Below are 25832 nucleotides of genomic sequence, written 5' to 3'. Positions count from 1 at the left end.
GGCAGTATCCGCATCAAAGGGCAGGAAGTAACGCAACTGAAGGGCAATGCACTGGCGAATTTTCGCAACGAGCATATTGGATTTGTGTTTCAGTTTCATCACCTGCTGCCAGAATTTACCGCTTTGGAAAACATTTGCATACCCGGCTGGATTGGCAACAAAAGCAAACAAGTGGTAGAAGCCAAGGCACTGGAACTGTTGAAAATACTGGACCTCACAGATCGCAAAGACCACAAACCGGCACAATTGTCGGGCGGTGAGCAACAACGTATTGCCGTGGCAAGATCCCTCATCAATGAGCCAGCCATTGTATTTGCAGATGAGCCAACCGGCAACCTCGATAGCCTGCATGCACAAGAATTGCACCAGCTATTTTTTGACCTGCGCCAGCAGCTGGGCCAAACTTTTTTGATAGTGACGCACAACGAAGCCCTCGCCAATTTGAGCGACCGCAAGTTGCTGATGAAAGACGGACTAATGGTTTCCTGAAAAGCCTTTACACCCGTGGTTTCCACGGAATATCGGGCACTGCCAGTAAATGGCCGGCATAGCGGGCCAGTATAAAAAGATAATCGCTGAGTCGATTGAGGTATTGCAAAATCAAAGGCTCTACAGGTTCACCAATATCCATTAATTGTACGCACAAACGCTCTGCCCTGCGGCATACGCAACGGGCAATGTGAATGGTAGAAATGGTGGGATGGCCGCCAGGCAAAATGAACGATTTCATAGGCTCCAATACCTCATCCATCTTGTCCATTTCGTCTTCGAGCAATTGAATATCCGACTGCTTGAGGTCCGGAATTTTTAATGCCGTTTCTTTATTGGGGTCGCAAGCCAGGGCTGAGCCAATGGTGAATAACCGATCTTGTATTTCGGGTAAAGTACTGCCCTGATGTACAGGCTGCAGCATGTCTTTTACCAATCCAATGTATGAATTCAATTCGTCGATAGTGCCGTAGGATTCAATGCGGTAGTGGCTTTTCAGCACTTTGGTGCCGCCAATAAGTGAGGTGGTGCCTTTGTCTCCTGTCTTCGTATAAATCTTAAATGCCATGTTTTATTTCCCGGTAATTAGGGGGTGTAACAACGGCAATGTAGGAATGTTCGCAAAAAAGCTGAGCGTTTATTCATGCACATGTGCATGTTTACGGCTTTCCTGGGTTTGATCGCTTTCCACCATACCGTCACGCAGTCGAATCACTCTTTTGGCATAGCCGGCAATGTCTTCTTCATGCGTTACGAGCACCACGGTATTCCCTGCTTCCTGAATGGCAGAAAACAGGTCCATGATTTCAACGGAGGTTTTGGAATCGAGGTTACCGGTAGGTTCATCGGCCAAAATAATAGCCGGACTATTGACCAGGGCACGGGCAATGGCTACCCGCTGAATTTGACCACCGCTCATTTCGTTGGGCTTGTGGTGGCTCCGGTTGCCCAGTCCTACTTTTTCCAAAACGGCCATGGCCATTTCGCGGCGTTGTTTTTTGGCAATGCCGGCGTACACCAACGGCAGTGCCACATTGTCTACCGCACTCAAACGAGGCAGCAGGTTGAACTGCTGAAACACAAAACCAATTTCTTTATTGCGCACCTGTGCCAATGCCGCATCATCCATTTTGCTTACATCCTGATTATTGAGAATGTAGGTGCCAGAAGTTGGACTATCCAGGCAACCCAAAATGTTCATTAAAGTGCTTTTACCAGAACCCGAAGGGCCCATCAGCGCCACATACTCGTTTTTGTAAATATCGAGGTTCAAACCCTTGAGCACTTCCAGTGATTGGGTGCCCATGTAGTAAGATTTACGAATGTCGCTGATATGAATAATGCCTTGCATAGGGTTGGTATTAGTCGCGTTTGATAACCTTGGGTACCTTGAAAAATGATTCGTCTTTATGCGGTGCGTTTTGCAATGCGGTGGCCACGGGCAAATTTTCGCCGGGTACATCTTGCCTGTACACATTGCTGGCTTCGCCCATGTAGCGCAATGGCTCTACACCGGTGGTATCCAGCTCATTCAGTTTTTCTACAAACCCAATGATTTTTTCCATATCGGCCTGCATGGCCTGCTTGGCAGCCGGGTCAAATTCGAGCCGGGCCAGATTGGCCAAATGATCGATGAGTTGTTCGTTTACCTGCATAAAGGAAATAATGAGGCCAAAAATAAAGGAATGCCTTTCTATCGCCACCAAACGATATGTTTAACGGCTAAATGCAGTTACCAAAGCGAGAATGTGAAATGCTAAAGGCATAGCCGAAGTGGCGAAGCATATAATTTGGTAATGCAGGCACAAGATTTCTTTGTACCTGGACCCAACCGCTTCCAGCAAGCTGCCGATAGCTGCAGCCTTTTCCAAATGGATGGCACATCGGCAAAAAATGTTTTCGATTCCAAACCTTATTGAAAATGCCCTCTACCCGGATGGATGCAGGATGAAATGGCCCTTTAATGGATTTGTCAGGTCGTTCGTTCAAGCTTCCCCAGGTTAAATCGCTGCACTGTACATGAGAAGTCTATTGCTTTTAAAACAGCAAGCTTTCTTTAATCGATAGGCATTCAGGCCGACGATTAACTGGCCATGGTATTCACGGCTTGCAACTTTTTCCGATGGCAGCGCAGCATATTCATTTGTGTTATTGCTGGTAGCCCGGATTGGGCGTAAAGCTGCCTGCGTTATTTTTTTGAAGCCATTTTTCGAGCAGTGTCTTCAAAGCATCCCGCTTAGCAATCTGCTGGTTGGCCAGGTTGTTCTTTTCACTGAAATCTATCGAAAGATCATACAACTCAGTGCTGTTGTTGTCGAAATTCAGTATCAATTTATAATGCCCTTGCCGTATGGCAGCAGCAGGTCTTCCGCCCTGATTACTGTAATGCGGATAGTACCAATACAGCGTCCTTTCTTTTATTGCTGCAGGAGACTTCAGCAGGGGCAACAGATTTTCGCCTTCCAGTGCAGATGGTTTTTTAAACCCTTTTTGCATAACTGCAGACAGCGTGGTGAATATGTCGCTAGATATAACAGGCATATTCGATACCAAGCCTTGCTGTAGCTGGCCTTTCCAATACATGAGCAGCGGAACCCGTATACCACCCTCGTACAACCAACCCTTGCCAGCCCGTAATGGCGCATTGCTGGTAGGACTGCCTTCTGCTGTGCTCAAACCACCATTGTCGGATGTAAAAACGATAATGGTATTATCCAGCAATCCTTTCTCTTTTAATGATTGAATAATGCGGCCGATATTCCAATCCATGTTTTCAATCATGGCAGCATACACAGCATGGTCTTGCAGCAGGCGAAGTTTCCAGTCTGCCTGATGCATCATCCAGTTTTCATTTTTCACAAACCGATCTTTGTCTGTATATCCTAACTGTTGTTGCTTTTGTTTGTACTTCTCTATCAGCGCAGCCGGTGCCTGCAGTGGATTGTGCACAGCATACAAAGCATACATCATGAAAAATGGTGTATCCGATTGTGCTTTGATAAAGCGAATACATTCGTTGGCCAACCTGTCTGTGAGGTATTCTCCCTGTGGCCCATCAGTAAGTGTTGGATTGGCATAGGGTGAAAAAAAACCGCCTGTGCTATCGTTTTTCTTTCCTGTTGGTGCGCCCTTGCTCCAACCACCGATATTGGTTTGAAAACCCTGACTCAAGGGCCAAAATTTTTCTTCTTCACCCAAATGCCATTTGCCTGCAAAAAATGTTTGGTAGCCATTATTCAACGCATGCTCTGCAAGTGTATGCTCCTGCAATGCCAGCTCATACGCTGTAGGCGGAGCAATGAGTTTTTCAAATGGCTTTACTCTGGCGCCATTTTCTTGTCGGCCGGTTATCCAGTCTGTTACGCCAGTGTGGATGGGATTTTTACCCGTTAATATGCTGGCACGTGTGGGGCTGCACACAGGACTGCTGCTGTAATTATTGATAAACTTTACGCCCATGCCTGCTAATGCATCCAGGTTCGGCGTTTCATAAAAGCGACTGCCATAACAGGACAAATCCATCGAGCCCAAATCGTCAGCCAATATAAAAATCACATTGGGTGATTTCATTTTCGATTGGGCAAGGGAAGCTTGAACCGCTACCATGAGCAGCAGTGAAAACCAAATTCTGTTCAGCATAAATCGGTATTGCGTTAGCGTTACTGTTTGATATCTTTTACACACCTGAAGCCGGTATGTTCCAAGCCTGTATCAGGACTGCTTTTCATGCGCCTGGCTACCCTGTAGCCGCTGCAGTAAGCATCGTTGCACAAAAAGCTGCCACCCCGCAGCACCCGTTTGGGCGTGTACGGCTCCTGCGGATCGTTGCTGGCTGCCGGCCCCGTTGGATTGCTGCTTACTTTACCAGCAAGCGTTTGATAATAGGCATGGTCGTACCAGTCGCTGCACCATTCCCAAACATTGCCTGCCATATCATACAAGCCGTAAGCATTGGCAGCAAAGCTTTTTACGGGTGCATGTTTTGCATAACCATCTTTCCGTTCGTTGAGGTAAGGAAACTTCCCTTCCCAACTATTTGTTTTTGCCTGACCTGCATTTACATGTTCATTACCCCAAGGATAAATTTGATTGAGCTGACCGCCTCTTGCAGCATACTCCCATTCAGCTTCTGTTGGCAAACGCTTGCCTGCCCATTTGCAATAGGCCATCGCATCAAACCAACTTACATGCACCACAGGATAATTTTCTTTGCCGGCAATGCTACTATTGGGTCCTTCAGGATGACGCCAGTCTGCACCGGCTACCCAACTCCACCATTGGCTGTAATCGTTTAAATCAACAGGGCCAGTGGTTGATTTAAATACCAAAGACGCAGCAATCATCACACTATCAGGAGGACGTGGCGTACCCGGTGGCAATGTTTTTTTCAACTCTTCCCAATCGGGTTTTCTTTCCGCAGTAGTAACATAGCCGGTGGCGTCTACAAACGCTTTGAATTGTGCATTGGTCACTTCGGTGGCATCCATGTAAAACGCATGCATGTTCACTTTGTGCTTAGGATATTCATCGGCAGCGGCTTGCTTGTTATCGCCGCCCATATCAAATGTGCCGGCGGGTATCAGCACCATGCCTTCATAAGAAGCATGCTTGTTTTCGGGCAGCGAAGAGTCGGTGGTCAGCTGGCCAAAACGGGAAGGTGTTTGCATACAGCCGTGTACAGAATCGGCAGCAGGCAATGATTGTGCATCATTGTTACTACTGCTACAACTGTGCAGGCTCAATACCGCACCTGCAATTAAAAGCCATACTGAAAACACATGCACGTTTTTCCACTGCCCACACCCTTTCATAACTACATTTTTTCAGCGTCAATTATTGTTGTTGCCTGATCCTTGCAAGCTGCTCCTGCAACTGCTGCACTTTATCGGGATGTGCAGCGGCGAGGTTATTGGTTTCGCCCGGATCGTCGGCTAAATTATACAACTGCGGCGTAGCAAGATTGCCTAATTCTGTATTGGTATCCTTATTGATTTTAGGGCCTTTGGATGGCTCAATGTATTTCCAGTTACCTACAATCAGCGATAACGTAGAGTTGAGTGATTGCTCTACCAAAAAAGAACGATTTTCCTGACTTTGGTTGAGCAAAACAGAAAGATTGTTTTTACTATCCGGCGCCTGTCCTTTTTCTATTGCTGCACCAGCCAGCCCAGCCAGCGAAGCATACAAATCTATCTGACTAAACAAGGCATTGTTTATTTTATTTGCCGCCATTTTTCCTGGCCAGCTTACAATAAAAGGTACCCGTGTGCCTGCTTCAAAAGCGCTGTACTTACCGCCGCGAAAATTACCTGAGGGTTTGTGGTTGCCCAGCTTTGCAACGGCATCATCTTTATAGCCGTCATCAATCACTTGTCCGTTATCGCTGGTAAAAATAATTAAGGTGTTTTCTGTAAGGCCATTTGCTTTGAGCGTTGCTACAAGTTGTCCAACCGTCCAGTCGAGTTGCAGCAGCACATCGCCTCTTGGTCCAAATCCACTTTTGCCCTGAAAACGTTCATGAGCCAGACGTGGCACGTGAATATCATGCGTAGAAAAATACAGGAAGAATGGCGATGTTTTTTGTTTGCTGATGTAGGTTTTTGCTTTTTGCAAAAGCACATCAGCAAAGTCTTCATCACGCCACAACGCGGCGGTACCACCGGTCATGTAACCAATGCGGCTCACAGCATTCACAATGGTCATATCATGCCCGTGTGAAGGATGCAATTTGAGCAATTCAGGATTCTTTTTCCGGTAGGTGCTGCACTGTCCAAAGGGCCGGTGTAGCTCACTTTGATGGGATCATTTTTATCAAGATTCACCACCTGATGATTCTCTACAAATACACAAGGCACTCTGTCGCCGGTGGCCGGTATGAGGAAAGAATAATTGAAACCAATCTCCAAAGGGCCGGGTGAAATCTTGCCATTCCAATCCGCTCCTTTTGCATCGCCCAAACCCAAATGCCATTTGCCAATAACGGCAGTGTTGTATCCTGCCTTTTGCAACATGCCGGGTAGTGTAGTGGTTTGCACTGGTATTAGCAGGCTGGCATCGCCTGGCGCAATACCTGTCCCCTCTTTTCGCCACGCATACTTGCCCGTAAGCAATGAAAGGAAAATCTACCTGCTGCCATTGCTGACGCCATGCACTAATCATAACAGAAAACAAGGCGGTAAAATCAAGTGCATTCTCTCTGTTGGCTTCGCCCTGATACCACAGCACCTCTTAGATGCAATAGCCTACATAGGTACAACAACATGGGCGTTCGATTGTGATTTTGCGCCGGCAATGTAGCAGGAATTGTAACCTGCGGAAATGCAGTAAGCGTTACACTATCCATCCAGCTTTCGATAGTAGATGCACCCCACGCCGATTGAATAATACCCACTGGAACATTTAATACTGCATTGATTTTTTTGGCGAAAAAATAAGCGGTAGCACTAAAGTTGGGTGTATGCTCAGGACTGGCTGCTTTCCAACTACCCACGGCATTGTATTGTGGCTGTAAGCTATTGGCTCTTGCCGTGTGGTAAAATCGGATCTGCGGATTTGTGGATTGCAAAATGGCTTCATTACTACCCAGTACCGGTTGATTGGTATAGCCCTTCACAGGCATTTCCATGTTTGATTGACCACTACACAACCACACTTCACCAATCCAAACGTCGTTCAATTCAATGTTGTTGCTGGCAGAAATATTGATGTTGTATGGCCCACCCGCTGCTGGTGTGGGCAATGTCAGTTTCCATCTGCCGCTAGCATCAGTGGTTGTGGTTGCTTGCTTGCCCCAACTGGCTTTGATAGTTACTTTGACATTAGGTTTGTCAGTGCCCCAAATTGGTGCTGCTGTTTGCTGCTGCAATACCATTCCGTTACTAAAAAAATCTGGCATGCGGGTTTGTGCCGCACCAGACAACTGAAGCATCCATGCCATGGATACGACGATAGCAAAACATTTCAGGTTCATAGGCAAATTCGATTTACTCAGTACAAGTAAACCATCCATAAACCTACCGTTTTGCATGAAAGCAACCCAAACATGCAGTTCAAATCTGTGGGACAAATCATTCAGTTGTATGCTGAATCAGAAGAGGTCTTACCGCAATTGGTATGATTTACTTGCCAATGCAAAACTTCGAAAAGATAAAGTCCAGCTGATCTTCGTTGGTAATGGTACCAGTGATTTCGCCCAGGTAATGCAGGCAGCGCCGAATGTCCAACGCAATCAAATCGCCGGGGATGTGTTGCGCCATTCCCTGCTGAATATCGTGCAGGCTATTGCTGACTTGTTGTAATGCTGCAAAGTGTCGGGCATTGGTTACAATTGTACTTTCCTGATTGGTTTTTCCTTGCATCACAGTCTGCACCAATTTGTCTTTCAGCACATCCAGATTAATACCCGTTTTTGCACTGATAGGTATGTAGTTGTTTGAGCCGAGTCTTGCTTCAGGAATGTCCGCTGCATAATCAGCCTTGTTGCCAATCAAAATGAATTGTCTCGCATTTTCCTGTAATAGTGACACTGCTTCTTTTAGTGCTGGTTCATCATACGCATGCACATCAAACAAGTACAACACCACATCAGCTTTGCGCAGTTTTTCCAAACTTTTTTCAACACCAATGGTCTCGATTACATCACCACTTTGACGGATGCCTGCAGTATCAATCAACCGAAACAATACGCCTTCAATATTGAGTACTTCTTCAATGGTATCACGGGTAGTGCCAGCTATATCACTAACAATGGCACGGTTCTCATTGAGTAATGCGTTGAGCAAAGTGCTTTTGCCAGCATTGGGCTTGCCGATAATCGCTACAGATACACCTTCTTTAATCACATTGCCCAGCTTAAAGCTATCCATCAATTGTTGCACAACTGTATTAATCGATACCAACAATTGTTGTAATGCCGTTCTATCTGCAAACTCCACATCTTCCGTAGCAAAGTCGAGTTCCAATTCTATTAAGGCACTAAATTGAATCAGCTGTTCACGTAGTTGTGCCAGTTCATGACTAAAGCCGCCACGCATTTGATGGAGTGCTGCTTGTTGCGCTGCCGCTGTTTGGCTGGCAATCACATCCGCTACGGCTTCAGCCTGTGCCAAATCCATTTTGCCATTCAGGAAAGCACGTTGCGTAAACTCGCCGGGCTTTGCCAAACGTGCACCCATGGTTATACATGCATCAATGGTTTGCTGCAAAATATAGGGCGATCCATGGCAACTGATTTCTACCACATCCTCACCAGTAAAACTCTTTGGATTTCTGAACAGACTAATAACCACTTCATCAATCGAAACATCGTGATGCTTTAACCAACCTACATGAAGGGTGTGCGATGGTTTGCCCGATAATTTTTTCCCGGGCATCAGGGCATCTGCAATGGCTATAGCCTGCGGACCGCTCAGCCGTACAACACCTAATGCACCAATGCCGGGCGGTGTAGAAAGGGCTACAATTGTATCGTTCCATGCAGGAGCAGCTTGGCCGTTTGTCATAAAGGCAAAGATGCTGCAAAAAAGAAAAGCCTGCGCTGTAGGCAGGCTTTCTTGTTGCATACGCAACTGCGTGATGATTACTGCAAAAACACCAGATTGATGTAACCTCGGTATGCGACAGCCTGACCCTGCAGCTGGGCAGCTGTCCACTGCTTTTGTTGAATAAATTGTTGCAATACCGCATCCTGCTGCAATGAGCCATCGCCTTTGATACTGGCCTCCACCAATTGACCGTTGGCATCTATCAGGTATGCTATTGAATATTTAATTGCACCATTTTGAAGTGTGGCACCAGCAACAGCCAATCCACTTTTAGCCAACCATTTGTTCCAAACTGTTGCAGCATTGCTTTGCGGAAGTTGGTCTACCTGCGTCAACACCATGGAAAGCGGTTCCTTTTGCATGGCAGGCCAAAAAGCTGTTTGTGTATTCATGCTCATGTACTCAAACATATCGCCGCTTTGTGCCTGTGTAGCTGCGCCTGCCTGATCGATTACGGCTTTTCCCAGCCACTGCAATTTGCCGGTCATTTGGTTGGTCAAAGTACCTGTAGATTTTCGGGGCGCATCTTGAGCAAAGGTGCATTGTATAAGTAACAGCATAGACATACACATGGCTATCCAAACAGGTGAATATTTAGCTGCCGCAAAATTGCTAGATGTATTGTAGGTGCGCATGTCTAATGAATTTAATATGAAAAATGAAATCAGTTTAGTCTAAGCGGAAAATGATTGGCTGGCTATGGCGATACTTCACTTTGCGGTTGTTCTGTTCGGCAGGTATCCATTTTGGTCCACGTGCAATTATGCGGATCGCTTCCTCTGCCAAACCATTACCCGGGTCATTCAATGCCACTACATCACTTACGTTACCTTCAGTATCTATCACAAATTGCACTCTTACTACGCCTTGTGTTTCATCGCTGATAGCAGCGTCTGGATACTGCAAGTTTCTTTCGAGATAGCGGCGCCAGGCATCAATACCTCCTGGAAATTCAGCAGGCATTTCCACTTTCACAAATACAGTGTCGTTGTTCATTTGTGCCTGCAAGGGTTGCACCACTTCGCCGGTCCCTTTTTCTGATGGTGGTGTTACAATGCCATCATCTTTTCCGCCATCAATATTCATGGTGCCAATTTTTGAGTCAACTAACTCATCCATTGATGGTGGCATCACATCTTCCGGCACTTCATTGTCATCTACAATAACCGGAGGTGTAAACATAGCTGTTTGTACAGCTGCAGGAGGCGGAGGCGGTGTAACGGGTGGCGGAGGAGGAGGCGGTTTTAATTCGTCTGTATAGTCAACAAGTACAACATCATCAACCTTCATCACAGATGTAAGGTCGTTATCTATGTTGCGAGACATAACAGCCCCAACAAAGGCTGAGAGACAGATGGCAGCCATGACAGCCATGGCAATACCCAATCGCTTGTTGTAAGCACGACGCAACTCGTAGGCGCCGTAGGCTTTGTTTCTACCATCAAATACGATATCGAGGATATCGGCTTGCAGAAGTTTAGTTGCGTCCATCATAGTTGTAGAATTTGCTACTATGATGAACAGTGTTTCATAAATCCATAAGGTTGAAAAAATATTTTTTTAATGGATGGAATAAAAAAAGAGCATCCTGTGTGGATGCTCTTTAACATAAATCTATTGGAGTGAATTACTCGAGGCGGAAGGTGATAGCCTGAATGTGGCGGTAAATTACTTTACGACCATTCTGTTCAGCCGGTGTCCATTTAGGACCTTTCTTAATGATACGAACCGCTTCTTCTGCCAGACCATCGCCTGGGTCGTTGAGGGCTTGTACTTCACTAATGTTACCTTCTTTGTCTACAATAAACTGCACACGAACTACGCCCTGTGTACCGTTTTCCTGCGCATTGTCAGGGTATTGCAGGTTTCTTTCGAGATAGCGGCGCCAAGCGTCGGGACCACCAGGAAATTCAGCAGGGTTTTCTACCTTGGTAAATACCTTGTCGTAGTCTTCTTCTACTGCCTTTGGTGCTACTACATCACCGGTACCTTTTGATTCAACCGGAGGAGCAACGATGCCGTCATCCTTCGTACCTTCTTGGTTGATTGTACCAATTTTAGCCTCTTCAATCTTTTCCATTTCAGGAGGCTTTTCATCTTCTTTCACTTCCTCATCCTTCACAATTTTGGGAGGAGTGAATTTTGTGATTTCAATCTTTGGAGGCTCAGGCATTTTGGGTGGCGGAGGTGGAGGTGGCGGCTCATTTTTGGGCTGCTCTTTCACTTCTTCCAGCTTCACGTCCTGAACTTCCATTTTCGCCTTCTTGTTCTTTTCGGCTTCTTTAGAAATAACTGAGCCGAGGAAGATCAACAACGCAATGAGAATCATAGCTGAAATAGCTACAGTAAGGCGTTTGTTGTAAGATCTCCGCAGTTCGTAGGCTCCGTATTCCTTATTCCGGCCGTCGAACAGGATGTCGAGGAAATCGGCATTCAAAATTTTGTTTACGTCCATCATAGCGGTAAGTATTTGCTATTTAGATTCAGTTCTGTTTCAAATTCCACAAAAAATTATTTGCCGCCGCCGCCAGCTGCCACAGTCAGGTCAATGAGCTGTTGTTCTGGTTCTGAAATGTCTACCAATGCGTAGCGTTTTACTTCATTGATAGTCATTTCGTCGAGGGCATCAACCACATCGCGGAATTTAGCTTCCTTGGTTGGCTTTATTACAATAACCAAATCTTTGTCATCTGTAGACTTTTTCTTGTTCAGAATTACGTCGCGGATGCCGGAAAAGTTATCGCTTTTAAAGTTAGAGCCATCATCGGCCAATATGCCTTCGTAGTAAAACACATTTCTGTCTTTACCAAGCATAATAGTGAGAGCTCCGGAAGCTTTGGCTTTGTTTTGTTCTTCAGGCTTTTCGGTATCCTTCGGCAAAAAGAGGTTCATTGCCGTAGGAGTACTCATGGTAGTGGTGAAGATGAAAAAGGTAATGAGCAGAAAGCCCAAATCCACCATGGCGGTAAGATCGACTCTCGTAGATTGCTTTTTACTCTTTTTTACACCCGGCCCTTTTTTATGGCCACCGCCACCGCCTTCTCCTATATCTGCCATAGCGTAAGTTTTTAAGTGTTGTTATTAATCAGTTCCTGTTCTTATTCAGCAGCTCCACCCTTAGCTTTCTTTGCAGCAGTTTCTGCGGCAGGAGAGTTCAATGGCAGGGGCTCCTGGTTGGTGATGATTTTAAACTTCAACTGATCGCTTTTCTTAAATGCATCAATTACATTTTTGAAAACGGGATACGTTGCGTCTTTGTCACCTTTCACCATAAGGTTCAGTTTTTCGCCCAAGAAGACTGTTGTAGTAGAGGCTATCCATTCAGTGAGTTCATTGCTGGTGCTGTCTTTGCAGGGGATGCCCGGCATAGAAGAACCTTTGGCCATTTCTTCTTTTGGAAGATTGAGGAATGATTTCAACTGAGATAATGGCGTAGCAAAAAACTCGGCTTTACCGGCTTTTTTAACCTCATCTGGTGTCAACTGTAAGTTCAGCCGCTTATTCAGGTCGTCTACTACCTGAATTTTCCGCTCTTCCTCTGAGTACGAAAGATACACTTTGCCATCGGGGCTGAGTGTAACCAGGCACTGGTCGAGTTCTTCTGCAGCTTTAGAAGAAACGGAGTTGGGCGTAACCACAGATACAGCCTCAGGTGGTTTGAACTTGGTGGTAAGAATGAAGAAGGACAAGAGGAGGAAGGCCACGTCAACAAACGCGGTCATATCTACCCAAGTGCTTTTTCGTGCAATTTTAGGCCTACCCATATTACTTGTTTCAATGAATTAAAAATGAGATTCAAACACTGTGCTTTTCCATACAGGGTACAGAAAAACAGACTTGCCAATTACTTGTACAGTGAGGCGAAGCTCTGAGTCAGTGTGAAGCCTGATTCATCGATACCGAAAGTAATACCATCGATACGGGTAGTAAAGATGTTGTAGAATACCAGGGCGATAGCTGAAGTACCGATACCGAGGGCGGTATTATACAGGGCTTCAGAGATACCAATGGCGAGAGCAGCAGCAGCTTGTGCGCCAGCGCTTTCGTCACCCAGTGATGCGAATGATTTAATCATACCCATTACCGTACCCAACAGGGCTACGAGGGTGGCCAGAGATACGATGGTAGAGAGGAACACGAGGTTCTTTTCGAGCATAGGCAGTTCGAGTGCTGTTGCTTCTTCTACTTCTTTTTGAATGGCAGCCAGTTTCTGATCTGTTTCCAGGCCAGCTTCTGTAGTCATTTCTTTGTACTTGCGCAAGCCAGCCTTCATCACATTACCTACGCTACCTTTTTGCTTGTCGCACTCACCCAAAGCGGCGTCTACATTTTTGTTGGCCAGGTGGTACTGCACTTTGCGAATGAATTCGCTGATGTTGCCTTTACCGCTGGCTTTGCTGATAGTGAGGAAACGCTCAATAGCGAATGTCCATACCATCAGGTTCAGACCAATCAGCAACGGAACGATGATACCACCTTCGTAAGCACGTACCAATGCACCCTTGGGACCTTGGTGGCTAGGCCAAAATCCGCCGCTCAAATCGGGCTTGCTAAAGTTGCTGGGATCGCCCAGTACAAAACGCCAAATAACATACCCGGCAATAATACACGCAATTGGAGCAATATAGCTTATCATATTGCTGCTCTTCTTAGGCTGAACAGAAGTGGCAGCCTTGGCCACAGTTGCAGTCGGTTTGTTTTCTGCCATGATCGTTGGTTTTTAGTTTAAGATTCTTTTTGTTAGAAATTTAGCAATTGGGTGGCAATTGTACTGAAAAAATGAATTCAGCAACATGACGTTGCTTTTTTTTTCGTGAGAAATAAAGATATGTTTTTACACATCAAACCTTATTGTACAAGTTTTGATTTTACCAGCAGGTGACGATACAAAAAGAACGTCACATGGGGTTGGCATTCATTTGCGTTGCAGATACCCGTGGCCAGAGATACGCTAATACTGCCGCTCTACACATTACATGCCACTTTCAACTTAATGAAACACTGATACGTTTACCTTCAAACACTTTTTTCAAACAACAAATCATATGATCAACAAGTACATCAAACTGGTGTGTGTGGCTATGGTTGCCGGTAGCATGATGGCTGCGCAGGCACAAGACCGCAGAACTCCGCCTCCTACCCCGCCTACCAATGGCGGTACAGCACCAACTGGTGCTCCCAATGGCACAGCCCGGCCTACCATGCCTCCTGCCAGCAAAGGCCCCAAGCCTTACAAAGAAGTGGTAACCGATAAAGCGAAGTCGCAATCGGGCCTCTTCAAAGTGCATTTTGTAGATGACAAATACCTGCTGGAAATTGCAGACAACATGCTGGGCCGCGACCTGCTGGTGGTAAACCGGATTGGCAAAGGCGCTGCAGGTGTTCGCAATGGTTTTTCTGGCTTTGCCGGCGATATCATCAGCGAATCGGTGATTCGTTTTGAAAAAGGACCGGAAGACAAAATCTTCCTCAACAAAATCAGCTTCCGCGAAAGAGCTACCGACAGTACGAATGGCATGTACCGTTCTGTGCTCAACTCCAGCATCCAGCCCATTCTGTATGCATTTAAAATAGAGGCTTTTGGTAAAGATTCAACCAGCTCTGTTATTGACGTCACTTCCTTGCTGAACTCAGACAACGACTTGCTGTTTTTTGATGCCGGCGACAAACGCTCCTTCAGCCTCGGTGGTGTACAGCCCGATAAATCTTACATCGTATCTGTAAAAACTTTCCCCAATAACCTCAACATCCGTACGGTAAAAACTTACAGCCGTGGTGGTGCTGCGCCATCTGCATTGGGTGGTGCTGCAGCAAGCTTTCGGATTTGGCAGCAGTTCTGACCCTGCTACTTTCGAGCTCAACAGCTCCATCATTGCATTGCCCAAAACGCCTATGAAGTCTCGCTACTTCGATGCCCGTGTTGGTTATTTCTCTACCAGCTATGTTGATTTTGATGCCAATCCACAAGGCGTAAAATCTGTAACACTGGCCCGCCGCTGGCGCCTGGAGCCCAAGCCCGAAGATGTAGAAAAATACAAGCGTGGCGAATTGGTTGAACCTCAAAAGCCAATCATTTATTATATCGATCCCACAACGCCTAAGAAGTGGATTCCTTACCTCATACAGGGTGTAAATGACTGGCAGGCTGCTTTTGAAAAAGCCGGCTTTAAAAATGCAGTGATGGCTAAAATGCCTCCTACAAAAGACGAAGACTCTACCTGGAGCCTGGAAGATGCCCGCTACTCTGCCATTGTGTACAAGCCTTCTGATGTACCCAATGCCAGCGGTCCCAACGTACAAGACCCCCGCAGCGGTGAAATCATGGAAAGCCACATCAACTGGTACCACAACGTAATGAAGCTGGTACACGATTGGTACATGGTGCAAACTGCAGCCGTTGATCCTCGTGCCCGCAAAATGGTTTTTGATGATGAACTGATGGGCCAGCTCATTCGCTTTGTGAGCAGCCACGAAGTAGGCCATACACTGGGCCTGCGCCACAACTTCGGTTCTTCTTCTACAGTACCTGTAGAAAAACTTCGTGACAAGGCTTGGGTTGAAGCCAATGGTCATACGCCATCGATTATGGACTATGCCCGCTTCAACTACGTAGCACAGCCCGAAGACAATATCACTGAAAAAGGTTTGTTCCCCCGCATCAGCGATTATGATATGTGGGCCATTGAATGGGGTTACCGTTGGTACGATACCAAGACTGCCGATGACGATAAAGAAACCCTCAACAAGCTGACCATTGAAAAACTGAAAAACCCACGTAACTGGTGGGGCGATGGTGAAAGCTGGGGCGATGATCCTCGTTCGCAAACCGAAGACCTGGGCGACAATGCCATGAAGGCCAGCAGCTACGGTATCAAAAACCTGCAGCGTATTCTGCCCAACCTCTACGAGTGGACCAAACAATCGGGTGAAGCATACGATGATTATCAAAACATGTACGGTCAGGTGGTGTCTCAGTTTGGCCGCTACATTGGCCATGTAAGCCGCTACATTGGTGGCTTGGAGCGTACGCCTAAAACCGTAGAGCAAGATGGTGCTGTGTATACTTTCACCAGCAAAGCCAAGCAAAAAGAAGCCATGAGCTGGATTCAGAACAACGTATTCAAAACACCAACCTGGGTGATTGATGCGAAGTACACCAGCCTGACCAACCAAGCGCCACAAACAGTAATCAGCAGCTTACAAAGCCGTGCCCTCGCTACTATGTTTAGCAGCAACACGGCCAGCAAGCTCCTGCGTTTTGAAGCTGAAAAGCCTGCTGAAGCTTACACACTGAATGAAATGATGACCGACCTGCGCAAAGGTGTATTTAGCGAAGTAGCCGCTAAGAAGCCCGTTGATATTTATCGCCGTGCTTTGCAAAAAGACTATACTGAACGCCTCATTAGCCTGATGGCCCCGCCTTCTGCGCCACAGCAAATTGCACCGGGCATTACCATTCAAATTGGTGGTGGAGTTTCTACTACATCAGATGCTTTGTCTATTGTAAAAGCACAACTGAAAACATTGCAGGCTGAACTGAAAGCTGCTTTGCCAACAGTAACTGATGCATCAACCAAAATGCACCTCAGCGATTTGATTGACCGCATTGACCGTGCTATGAAGAAAGACTAATTGATCATCGTCTTTTACCAAAAAAGCCTGTAGCAAATGCTGCAGGCTTTTTTATTGTAGGAAAGGCAATAAGAAATAAGGAATAAGGAATAAGGAATAAGCAATAATTAATGAAGAATAAGAAAGTAAGCGATGATTAAATGGAGAGTCGTCAACGAAAATCCCTTAGTGCTCCTTTGTAATACTTAGAAGTTTGGTGGTTAGACGCTATTACTTATTCTCCAGTTCCTTATTCCCAAAAATCCTTCGTGCTCCTTAGTGAGACTTCGTGTCTTCGTGGTTCAAAAAACTATTCGTACCGCAGTGCCACAATAGGATCAGCTTGGCAGCTTTGCCCGCAGGATATACACCCGCCAGCAAACCTGTAAGAAAACAAATAACAACACCGGTAAATACCCATACCCAAGGCACAACAAAACCGGTTTTTAAAATGATACCAAAAAGATTGCCCACCAATACACCCAGTACAATACCAATGCCTGCACCCAGCAAACTGATGATAATAGATTCAAACAAAAACTGACGGCGAATGGTTTGGCTGGTGGCACCAATAGCTTTGCTCAGCCCCACTTCTTTGGTACGTTCGGTTACAGCCACCAGCATGATGTTCATGAGGCCAATGGCGGCACCAATCAGCGTAATTAAACCAATAACAGCTGCTGAACCAGTAATGCCACTCAAAAAGCCAATGAATTTTTCTGCTAAGGCATCGCTTTTGTCGATGTAAAAATTATCGTTCTCCTGAATGTCGAGTTTGCGGATATTTCGAAAAGTACCCGTGGCCTGTCCTACCGCATTGTCGAGCAGTTTGTAATCCTTCACCATTACGCCAATGCTAAACGTACCAATGCTGGCCGCCACCTGACGTATGTTGTTGTAAGATGTAATGGCGACGTTGTCGAGATTCAAAAAAGCGCTGGCGCCTTTTTTCTCCAACACACCAATCACCAAATAGGGACGGTTGCCAATTTTCACGATTTTATCAATGGCTTTAGCAGCGTTGCCTTCAAAGCATTTGTTTAGTACTTCATCGCCAATGATGGCCACTGCCCTTCCCGTAGACACTTCATTTTGCGTAAAATTTCTGCCCGCTGCCAATTTGTAGCCGTTCAATTCGAGGTAGTTTTCGTCGCCCCCCTGAAATGCCACGTTGGGATTGGTTTTAAACGCTTTTTCCTTGCTTACATACTGCACCGTTTCATTAAAGCTTCCCCGTAGCGAAATGCTTACCGTAGCCGGATAGCTGTAAGCGTTTTTGAATTCGAAAGCTTCTTTATACGTAATAAAACGTCCGGTATTCGATTTGCGTTCTTTTTGTGCTTTTTTGGTGGTCTTCTTTACATCATCGTTGTTGTTGCCGCCCATGAAAAAATTGCGTTCACGGTAGCGAATGCTGAAGCCATTGGCGCCCATGGTGCTAAAGCTTTCCCGCAGGCTTTGGTTCATGGCTTCGATGGCGGTAATGATGCCAATGAGTGCCATAATACCCAACGCAATAATGGCTACAGTAATGCCGGTGCGCAGTTTATTCACCTTTACGGTTTGCCAGGCCAGTGCTATTGAATCACCTATTTGCATGGCATAAAGGTATAGCTAATGAGCGGTGCGGTTTTACCACTGATAAAGTTATACCGCTTGGCATCCTCGATTTTGGCAACAAAAAAGGCGGCTCCATCGGAACCGCCTTTTTTCACCACAACAATTGTATTAGAAATACAGGTATTGCAAAATCCATTGAGGCATTACACCCAGAAAAACCACAGCAGCAGCCACACCCAACAGCAGGTAGCGGAATGTTGGGGCCACAGGTAGTGTACTCACTATTTCGCCCTGCTTAAAGTACATGGCTTGTATCACCCGGAAATAATAGTACACGCTAATGGCAGCGCAAAGCATGGCCAATATAGTAAGCCACAAAAATTTGCCGCCAGTAGCAATAGCCGAAGCCACCATATAGTATTTGCTAAAGAAACCGATGGTCAGCGGAATACCGGCAAGGCTCAGCAAAAAGATAGTCAATGCTACGGCCATCATGGGTTCACGTTTGCTAAAACCATTGAAGCCATGGAAAGTGTAATCTTCCATTTTGGCCAACACAGCAAACAAACCAATGGTAGCCAAAGAATAGGCCGCCGCATACAACACAATGCCTTCTTTGCCCCAGTTGTTCATCGAAAAAAGTGAGAACAACATAAAGCCGGCTTGTGCAATGGAAGAATATGCCAGCATGCGTTTTACACTTTGCTGGAACACGGCTGTGATATTGCCTATGAGCAAGGTAAGTGCAATGATAATGGCCATCACCAACTGCCACTTACCCTCAATGATGGTGTACGAACCTTCAAACAATTTGATGAAAGCAACAAAGGCGCCCACTTTTACAATGGTGGCCATAAATGAAGTGAATACAGTAGGCGCACCGTCGTATACGTCTGGCGTCCAAAAGTGGAATGGAGCCGCACTTACTTTGAAAGCCATGGCTACCAATACCAGCAGCAAACCACCTACCAGGTTGTAACTCATGGGCGCACCCAACAAGCTAAACTTGCTGAGCAAGAATGAACCAGTGCCGCCATAAATCAGCGCAATACCCATGAGCATAATGCCTGTGCTGAAAGAGCCCATCAAAAAGTATTTCAAACCAGCTTCCACACTTTTCAGGTTGCGCTTATCAGCAGCAGTAAGTATGTACAATGGAATAGAAATGATTTCGATGCCGAGGAAGAGCATCAGCAAATTGGTATAGCTGGTAGCAATGCCGATACCTGCAAAAATGAAAAACATCAATGCATAATATTCAGCTACGTGGTTGCCTACCTTCTCAATGTCGCGGCCGCTGAGCAAAAAGTAAATGAGCCCTGCTGCCAGCATTATTTCATTCAGCACCAATCCAAAGCGGGTGGTTTCGAGCATGTTCAGGGTGTTCACAGTAAACACTGGACTATGATAGATTTCCCAGCTGTTGAGCACCAGCAACAAAGCCATGAGGATGGTGGCCAACAACGTAGCCTGGTGTTTTTGCTTCATCAGCAAACCGCCAAACATCATGACTACACCCAGTAAACCGCCAAAAATGATTAGGTTCATAATATCAGCTTCGTATTGAAAAAATTAGATCTGTTTCTTTATTTGGTTACCGTTGTGGCTATCACTTGTCCGGCAGCTTCGCCCAGTTGCAGCAGTGGTTTTGGATATACACCTGCTACAAAAATCATGGCTACTATCAGCGCCAGTGCCAGCCACTGCATCAGTTTTAAATCCACCACTTTTACGGCAGTATTCAGTTCGCCATAAAAAACTTTTTGAATCATTCCCAGTGTATACACAGCAGCGAAAATGATGCTGATACCAGCCACCACTGCATACCATGGATTGTATTGATACAAACCGGTAAACATCATGAATTCGCCAATGAAACCGTTGGTGAGTGGCAGCGCAATATTGGCCAGAGCCACAATCACCAGCATAATGGTGAGGCGGGGAGCTTGTTGTGCCAAACCGCCGAGCTCACTCATTTTGCGAATGCCGGTTTGCTGCTCAATAATGTCAACCACAATCCACAAACCAATGATGTTGATACCGTGGTTGAACATTTGCACCAGCACACCATTGTACGCTACCGTATTACCGGCAAACAAGCCCGCACTCATCAGCCCAATGTGAGCAATAGAAGAATAAGCAATCAACCGCTTGATGCTGTCTTGCTTCATGGCAATGAGTGATGCATACAGCATACCAATGATGCTGAAGATCATGATGAGGCTGGCCATTTTATCGCTCATGTCGGGGAACACTGGAAGCAACCAGCGAATCACCGCAAACAAACCCATTTTCACCATCACACCACTCAGCACCATGGTAGTACTGGTGGGCGAAGTTTCGTATGCATCGGGCTGCCAGGTATGAAAAGGAAACACTGGCATTTTGATAGCAAAAGCAATGAAGAAGAACCAGAAGAAATAGGCCTGCTCTTTGGCAGTAAGCACCACAGCTTTAAAGCTGCTCCATGCAAAACTGTGGTCGGCGGTTTTGTTGTAGAGGTAAATGATACCAATCAACATCAGCACCGAACCCACAAACGTGTAAATGAAAAATTTAAACGTAACGGGAATGCGTTTTTCGCCACCCCACTTGCTGCACAAAAAGTATACAGGAATAAGTGCCAGTTCCCAAAAGAAATAGAACAACAAAGCATCTGCACTCAGGAATACGCCCATGAGTCCACTCATCGACAACAGCATGAGGGCATAATAACTATTGCCATCGGCATAGTCATTGTTCCAGGTAGCAATGAAAATAATCACAAAGCTAACAGCCGTGAGTAAGGTGGTGATTTTGGCAGGGCCATCCAACAGCAAAGAAAAATTGCTGTTGATACTACCGAGCCAACCTGTAGTGTAACTCAGCGAAGCATGGCCGGCTGGCAACGATACAGCATACAGCACCACGCCCAGCACTGCAGCAGCGGCTGCCAGCGACAGGATTTTTACCAACTGCTGCTGTTGTACAAAAAACAAAAGCAAGCCTGCCAGTAGCGGAATGAATATGAAAGAAGAGAGCATCATCAGATATTATTTGTGCGTTTGCTGTTACAATTTCAGATAGAATACAAGACGAATGAGCAAGATGATAGCCACCACAATCATCAGCAAGTAGCTGCCTACGTTGCCACTTTGCAACAAACGCAACTGGCGGCTACTATAATGAATGCCTTTGCCAACACCATTTACAATACGATCGATGCCGCTCTTTTCAACCACGGTGTTGAAGAAACCACCGATGGCCAGCAAAGGCTTCACTATAATCATATCGTACAGTTCATCTACATACCATTTATTTTCGAGCACTTTGCCTAAGCCTGTGGCTTCCGCATCTACCGACTTGCTGTATTTGCGAACGGCCACCAGAATCATCACTACAATCAGACTCACACTAATCGCAATCATCATCCACTCCTGACTGTGACTCAATGGCTCATGCTTTTCAAGGTATTGCTGAGACCCTTCGAAAATGGGTGTCAGAAATGTATTCAGCTTATGTCCATCATGCATGAACAATGCAGGTATACCAATCAAACCACCTACCACACTCAGCAAAGCCAATACCATCAAAGGAACGGTCATGGCCTTAGGGCTTTCATGCGGATGATGATGTGATAAGTCGCTGCGGTATTCACCCATAAAAGTCATGGCGTATAAACGGAACATGTAAAAGGCCGTCATCAATGCACCCAACAAACCGAGTACATAATACACAGGGTTGGCTTCAAAGGCATGTACCAGTATTTCATCTTTTGAAAAGAAGCCGCTGAATGGCGGAATACCAGCGATGGCCAAACAACCCATGAGCATGGTAAAATGCGTAATGGGCATGAACTTTTTGAGGCCGCCATAAAAACGCATGTCTTGCTGATGATGCATGGCATGAATAACACTACCCGCACCCAGGAACAACAATGCTTTGAAGAATGCATGCGTCATTACATGGAATACAGCGCCGGTAAAAGCACCAACACCCAAACCAAGGAACATATAACCGAGCTGGCTAACAGTAGAGTAAGCCAATACTTTTTTGATGTCGTTTTGCTTGATGGCAATGGTTGCAGCCAGCAGCGCAGTAGCCAAACCAACAATGGCTACCACATGCATACTGGCAGGCGCCAGTGCATACATGAGATTGCTACGGGCAATCATGTAAATACCGGCGGTAACCATGGTAGCGGCATGGATTAGCGCTGATACAGGTGTAGGACCAGCCATGGCATCGGGGAGCCAGGTGTACAAAGGAATCTGTGCACTTTTACCCATGGCACCTACCAACAACAACAAAGTGATGCCGGTGAGTACTGCAGTCGAAGCTTCGCCAGGCAACTGCGCAAATACGTTAGCGTAACTGGTGCTGCCAAAAGTTTGAATCATCCAAAACACTGCCACCAAAAAGCCAAGATCACCTATGCGGTTCATCACAAAGGCTTTCTTAGCAGCATTGTTGTATTCACGGTTTTTAAACCAGTAACCAATGAGCAGGTATGAGCAAAGACCCACACCTTCCCAGCCAATAAACATGATGACATAGTTGCCGCCCATTACCAGCAGCAGCATGCTAAATACGAACAAGTTGAGGTAAGCAAAGTAGCGGGCAAAATGGGCATTGCTTTCTTCGTGCATGTATGCGGTAGAGTATACATGAATGAGAAAACCAACGCCGGTAATCACCAGCAAAAACAAAGCTGTGAGTTGGTCTACCTGAAACTCAAAAGGAATGTTGAGCGAACCAACCTTGATAAACTCGAACAATTGAAAAATCTGCGACTGGCCGGCAGCAGCACTGTTGAACACCAATATGCTCAGCACAAAGGCAATCAACACTACTCCACTGCCTACAATACCGGTAGCAGTTTTGCTCAGCCGGTTGCGCAGCAATCCATTCGATCAGGAAGCCTGCCAGCGGAAGTAATGGTATATAAGGTGCAAATTTCATAGCGTACGATTCTTCTGTTAGTTCTTCAATCTGTTCAGGAAGTTGATATCTACATTGTGCACATTGCGGTACATGAGTACAATAATGGCGAGGCCCACACTTACTTCAGCAGCGGCTACCACCATAATGAAGAACACAAACAATTGGCCTTCGGTACCAGCGGTTACATTAGCGGGGTCGAGCACCAGCATGCGTTGGTGATGCAGCTTTGAGAAAGCCACCAGCAACAAGTTCACGGCATTCAGCATGAGCTCAATGCACATAAACACAATGATGGAATTTCTGCGGGTAAGCACACCCGTAACGCCAATGGAAAAAATGATGATGGCTAAAAAGATGTAATAAGATATAGGCATATACTACCGGTTGTTGCTTGAAAAAATTAATCGCCTTTTTTACCAATTACCACAGCACCCACCATAGCACTCAAAAAGAGAATGCTGCTGATTTCGAAAGGCACTACATAATCAGTAAACAGTTTGGTTCCCAAATTTTTGATGAGGCCAATTTCACCTGTGCCAGGCTTCGTGATGATAGCGGGGTCTGGCGTATCCAAAGCGGCAATCAGCACTATCATGAGCATACCGCCGGCAATGCCGCTACTCCACAACAGGTATTTGTTTTTTTGTTGCTCCGATTCCTTGTTGAGGTTCATGAGCATCAGCACAAACAGGAACAATACCATGATGGCACCGGCATATACAATGATGTTGACAATGGCGAGAAACTGCGCATTCATCAAAATGTAATGACCACTAATGGCAAAAAACGTAATGATGAGAAACAGTACGCTGTACACCGGATTTTTTCTGGTAATCACCATGAGAGAACTGAACACGGCCAGTGCACTCAAAAACCAGAATGTAATTTGAAAGGTATTCATTGGTTGTTTCAATAATAGTGAGGTCAAAGAAGTATGCAAGGCATACGTGTGTGCAAGTGCAATGCGTGTGAGCTGCGGCAGTTAAGCCACTTTCAATTATTCGTTCACTGGCTTACGAACCCTGCCACCGGCAGCTTTTTCATAAGCTTCTTTTTCTGTCACCGGATTGGGAATCAGCAGTTCTTGTTTATTGTAAATGAAACCCTGGCGGTTGAAGTTAGCTGGCGCAAAAGTTTCACTCAGGTAAATGGCATCTTTCGGACAAGCTTCTTCGCACAAGCCACAGAAAATGCAACGCAGCATGTTGATTTCATACTTGGCGGCATACTTTTCTTCACGGTACAGGTTTTCTTCACCGTCCTGGCGTTCGGCTGCCTCCATTGTAATGGCTTCTGCAGGACAAGCCACTGCACAAAGCCCACATGCGGTACAGCGTTCACGGCCTTCTTCGTCGCGGTTCAATACATGCAACCCACGAAATACCTGACTGAACGGACGAGTCTGCTCAGGATACTGAATGGTGGGGCGCTTTTTGAAAAGGTGCGAAAATGTGATGGCCATGCCCTTGGCAATACTGGGCAGATACAGCTTCTCCGAAAAAGTCATCGGACTGCGGTCTACCTGCTTCGATCTGTTGGTTAATGGTTGCATATCTGAACAGCGTTTGCGATTAATTCAAAATGAAAAAATTTCGCTGTGGTTGTTTTAGGTGAATGATGATTTATTTAGGCCAGCCATTTTGCAGATACAATACCACGGCGGCAGTAATCAGCATATTGATGAGGGCCAAAGGAATCAATTTTTTCCAACCCAAATTCATGAGCTGGTCGTAGCGGAAACGGGGAATGGTCCAGCGTACCCACATGAAGAAGAATACAAAGAAAACGGTCTTAATCAACAAGGCACCAAAGCCCAACAGGGTAAGCACATTCGGATCGAGGCCCCACTTTGTTTCATCTACAAAAGGAAGAATATCATAACCGCCGAAATAGAGTGTGCTCATGATAACACTGCTGATGAACATGTTGATGTATTCAGCAAACAGGTAAAAGCCCAGCTTCATAGAGCTATACTCCTGATGGTAACCAAAGTTCAATTCATTTTCAGCTTCGGGAAGGTCAAATGGAGTACGGTTACATTCGGCAAACGCACAAATCATAAACAACAAAAAGCCGAGGGGTTGTAAAAAGAAATTCCAACCTATGGTTTGCTGCGATACTACGATATCCTTCAAGCTGAGTGAACCTGTCACAAATACAAGGGCGATAATCGACAAGCCCATAGCCAGTTCGTAACTAATGTTTTGCGAAGCACCACGGATAGCCGCCAACAATGAAAACTTGTTGTTGCTACTCCAGCCGCCAATCATTACACCATACACACCGAGTGCTACCACGGCAAACACATACAGCATACCAATATTGATGTCGGCTATTTGCAGACTAACAGCACGGTCGCCAATAGTGAGTGTATCGCCCCAAGGAATAACAGCACTGGTCATAAGGGCGGCCAGCATAGCCAGGCCCGGGCCAAGCACAAACAATACCTTGTTGGCTTTATTGGGAATGATGTCTTCTTTGGCAAAAAGCTTGATGGCATCGGCCACAGGCTGCAGCAAACCAAACCAGCCGAAGCGGTTGGGTCCAAGACGGTCTTGCAAAAAACCAGCCACCTTACGCTCAGCGTAAGTGCTGTACATCGCAAAGCCCAGAGAGATAGATACAACCACCAGTATCAACAAAAATTTCTCCAACACCAGTGCCCAATCCAATGTGATGGCTAATAGTGAAAATGTCATTGCTTAT

Annotated in this window: 26 protein-coding genes (1 of these 26 only partly in view); 3 read left to right on the top strand and 23 right to left on the bottom strand. The window is 45.9% G+C overall.

Features of this window, described 5'->3' with window-relative positions; genetic code table 11:
* Window positions 1-489: the 3' portion of an ABC transporter ATP-binding protein gene (locus GLV81_RS04000; RefSeq protein WP_157477086.1), read on the top strand. 165 nt of this gene lie to the left of the window's left edge; 489 of the gene's 654 nt are visible here — the last part of the coding sequence; its start codon lies beyond the left edge, outside the window; the stop codon is at window positions 487-489.
* Window positions 490-496: 7 nt separating this feature from the next.
* On the opposite strand, the gene GLV81_RS03995 is transcribed toward GLV81_RS04000, so the two are convergent.
* The 15 genes from GLV81_RS03995 to GLV81_RS03930 all read right to left on the bottom strand — a co-directional run bounded on the left by GLV81_RS03995 (window position 497) and on the right by GLV81_RS03930 (window position 13740).
* Window positions 497-1057, bottom strand: coding sequence for a cob(I)yrinic acid a,c-diamide adenosyltransferase (locus tag GLV81_RS03995; protein ID WP_157477083.1), 561 nt, complete (start codon window positions 1055-1057; stop codon window positions 497-499).
* 69 nt (window positions 1058-1126) lie between these two features.
* Window positions 1127-1840 carry an ABC transporter ATP-binding protein gene (locus GLV81_RS03990; protein ID WP_157477081.1) on the bottom strand — a complete coding sequence of 238 codons (714 nt, stop codon included), beginning with the start codon at window positions 1838-1840 and terminating at the stop codon, window positions 1127-1129.
* A 10-nt stretch (window positions 1841-1850) separates the two neighbouring features.
* Complete coding sequence (gatC, locus tag GLV81_RS03985) at window positions 1851-2192, bottom strand: Asp-tRNA(Asn)/Glu-tRNA(Gln) amidotransferase subunit GatC (protein ID WP_246186236.1); 342 nt, start codon at window positions 2190-2192, stop codon at window positions 1851-1853.
* 445 nt (window positions 2193-2637) lie between these two features.
* Window positions 2638-4128, bottom strand: a complete 1491-nt coding sequence (locus GLV81_RS03980; protein ID WP_157477078.1) for a sulfatase — start codon at window positions 4126-4128, stop codon at window positions 2638-2640.
* Between the two features lie 20 nt (window positions 4129-4148).
* Entirely contained in the window at window positions 4149-5300 is a 1152-nt protein-coding gene (locus GLV81_RS03975; protein ID WP_157477076.1) for a formylglycine-generating enzyme family protein, read from the bottom strand.
* 22 nt (window positions 5301-5322) lie between these two features.
* Window positions 5323-6192 carry a sulfatase-like hydrolase/transferase gene (locus GLV81_RS03970; protein ID WP_197428918.1) on the bottom strand — a complete coding sequence of 290 codons (870 nt, stop codon included), beginning with the start codon at window positions 6190-6192 and terminating at the stop codon, window positions 5323-5325.
* Entirely contained in the window at window positions 6189-6599 is a 411-nt protein-coding gene (locus GLV81_RS19210) for a sulfatase-like hydrolase/transferase (protein WP_197428917.1), read from the bottom strand. Before GLV81_RS19210 ends, GLV81_RS03970 begins: the two co-directional genes overlap by 4 nt.
* A gap of 71 nt (window positions 6600-6670) precedes the next feature.
* Window positions 6671-7498 carry a carboxypeptidase-like regulatory domain-containing protein gene (locus GLV81_RS03965; protein WP_197428916.1) on the bottom strand — a complete coding sequence of 276 codons (828 nt, stop codon included), beginning with the start codon at window positions 7496-7498 and terminating at the stop codon, window positions 6671-6673.
* A gap of 109 nt (window positions 7499-7607) precedes the next feature.
* Window positions 7608-8990: a tRNA uridine-5-carboxymethylaminomethyl(34) synthesis GTPase MnmE gene (gene mnmE / locus GLV81_RS03960; protein WP_157477071.1), complete on the bottom strand. Its 1383-nt coding sequence runs from the start codon at window positions 8988-8990 to the stop codon at window positions 7608-7610.
* A gap of 77 nt (window positions 8991-9067) precedes the next feature.
* Window positions 9068-9532, bottom strand: a complete 465-nt coding sequence (locus GLV81_RS03955; RefSeq protein WP_157477068.1) for a hypothetical protein — start codon at window positions 9530-9532, stop codon at window positions 9068-9070.
* A 169-nt stretch (window positions 9533-9701) separates the two neighbouring features.
* Window positions 9702-10526, bottom strand: a complete 825-nt coding sequence (locus tag GLV81_RS03950) for an energy transducer TonB (RefSeq protein ID WP_246186235.1) — start codon at window positions 10524-10526, stop codon at window positions 9702-9704.
* 133 nt (window positions 10527-10659) lie between these two features.
* On the bottom strand, window positions 10660-11490 hold the full coding sequence (locus GLV81_RS03945) for an energy transducer TonB (protein WP_343030582.1): 831 nt from the start codon (window positions 11488-11490) through the stop codon (window positions 10660-10662).
* 53 nt (window positions 11491-11543) lie between these two features.
* Window positions 11544-12089 carry an ExbD/TolR family protein gene (locus tag GLV81_RS03940; protein ID WP_157477066.1) on the bottom strand — a complete coding sequence of 182 codons (546 nt, stop codon included), beginning with the start codon at window positions 12087-12089 and terminating at the stop codon, window positions 11544-11546.
* A gap of 41 nt (window positions 12090-12130) precedes the next feature.
* Window positions 12131-12754: a biopolymer transporter ExbD gene (locus tag GLV81_RS03935; protein ID WP_197428915.1), complete on the bottom strand. Its 624-nt coding sequence runs from the start codon at window positions 12752-12754 to the stop codon at window positions 12131-12133.
* Window positions 12755-12876: 122 nt separating this feature from the next.
* Window positions 12877-13740: a MotA/TolQ/ExbB proton channel family protein gene (locus tag GLV81_RS03930; protein WP_157477062.1), complete on the bottom strand. Its 864-nt coding sequence runs from the start codon at window positions 13738-13740 to the stop codon at window positions 12877-12879.
* Window positions 13741-14077: 337 nt separating this feature from the next.
* On the opposite strand from GLV81_RS03930, the gene GLV81_RS03925 reads away from it, so the two are divergent.
* Window positions 14078-14872 (top strand): DUF5117 domain-containing protein, encoded by a 795-nt coding sequence (locus tag GLV81_RS03925; RefSeq protein ID WP_157477060.1) that lies wholly within the window; start codon window positions 14078-14080, stop codon window positions 14870-14872.
* The gene (locus GLV81_RS03920) at window positions 14811-16664 is read left to right on the top strand and encodes a zinc-dependent metalloprotease (RefSeq protein WP_157477058.1); all 1854 of its coding nucleotides are present in this window, start codon (window positions 14811-14813) and stop codon (window positions 16662-16664) included. Before GLV81_RS03925 ends, GLV81_RS03920 begins: the two co-directional genes overlap by 62 nt.
* 255 nt (window positions 16665-16919) lie before the next feature.
* Here GLV81_RS03920 and GLV81_RS03915 read toward each other — a convergent pair whose 3' ends face one another.
* The 8 genes from GLV81_RS03915 to nuoH form a co-directional block, all read right to left on the bottom strand.
* Complete coding sequence (locus GLV81_RS03915) at window positions 16920-18242, bottom strand: ABC transporter permease (protein ID WP_246186234.1); 1323 nt, start codon at window positions 18240-18242, stop codon at window positions 16920-16922.
* Between the two features lie 129 nt (window positions 18243-18371).
* Window positions 18372-19751, bottom strand: a complete 1380-nt coding sequence (locus GLV81_RS03910; RefSeq protein WP_157477056.1) for an NADH-quinone oxidoreductase subunit N — start codon at window positions 19749-19751, stop codon at window positions 18372-18374.
* A 38-nt stretch (window positions 19752-19789) separates the two neighbouring features.
* Window positions 19790-21229 (bottom strand): complex I subunit 4 family protein, encoded by a 1440-nt coding sequence (locus GLV81_RS03905; protein ID WP_157477054.1) that lies wholly within the window; start codon window positions 21227-21229, stop codon window positions 19790-19792.
* Window positions 21230-21253: 24 nt separating this feature from the next.
* Window positions 21254-23086 (bottom strand): NADH-quinone oxidoreductase subunit L, encoded by a 1833-nt coding sequence (gene nuoL, locus GLV81_RS03900; protein ID WP_246186233.1) that lies wholly within the window; start codon window positions 23084-23086, stop codon window positions 21254-21256.
* A gap of 75 nt (window positions 23087-23161) precedes the next feature.
* Window positions 23162-23500 (bottom strand): NADH-quinone oxidoreductase subunit NuoK, encoded by a 339-nt coding sequence (gene nuoK, locus GLV81_RS03895; protein ID WP_157477052.1) that lies wholly within the window; start codon window positions 23498-23500, stop codon window positions 23162-23164.
* 26 nt (window positions 23501-23526) lie between these two features.
* A complete protein-coding gene (locus GLV81_RS03890; protein ID WP_157477050.1) occupies window positions 23527-24027 on the bottom strand; it encodes an NADH-quinone oxidoreductase subunit J family protein in 501 nt (166 codons plus the stop codon).
* Between the two features lie 96 nt (window positions 24028-24123).
* Window positions 24124-24678, bottom strand: coding sequence for an NADH-quinone oxidoreductase subunit NuoI (nuoI, locus tag GLV81_RS03885; RefSeq protein WP_157477048.1), 555 nt, complete (start codon window positions 24676-24678; stop codon window positions 24124-24126).
* 70 nt (window positions 24679-24748) lie between these two features.
* Window positions 24749-25825, bottom strand: coding sequence for an NADH-quinone oxidoreductase subunit NuoH (gene nuoH / locus GLV81_RS03880; protein ID WP_197428914.1), 1077 nt, complete (start codon window positions 25823-25825; stop codon window positions 24749-24751).
* Between the last annotated feature and the right edge of the window lie 7 nt (window positions 25826-25832).

It is taken from the genome of Phnomibacter ginsenosidimutans, from assembly GCF_009740285.1.
Taxonomy (GTDB): Bacteria; Bacteroidota; Bacteroidia; order Chitinophagales; family Chitinophagaceae; genus Phnomibacter; species Phnomibacter ginsenosidimutans.
The sequence above is the reverse complement of the archived record's forward strand: the minus strand, read 5'-3'. Positions and strand labels throughout refer to the sequence as shown.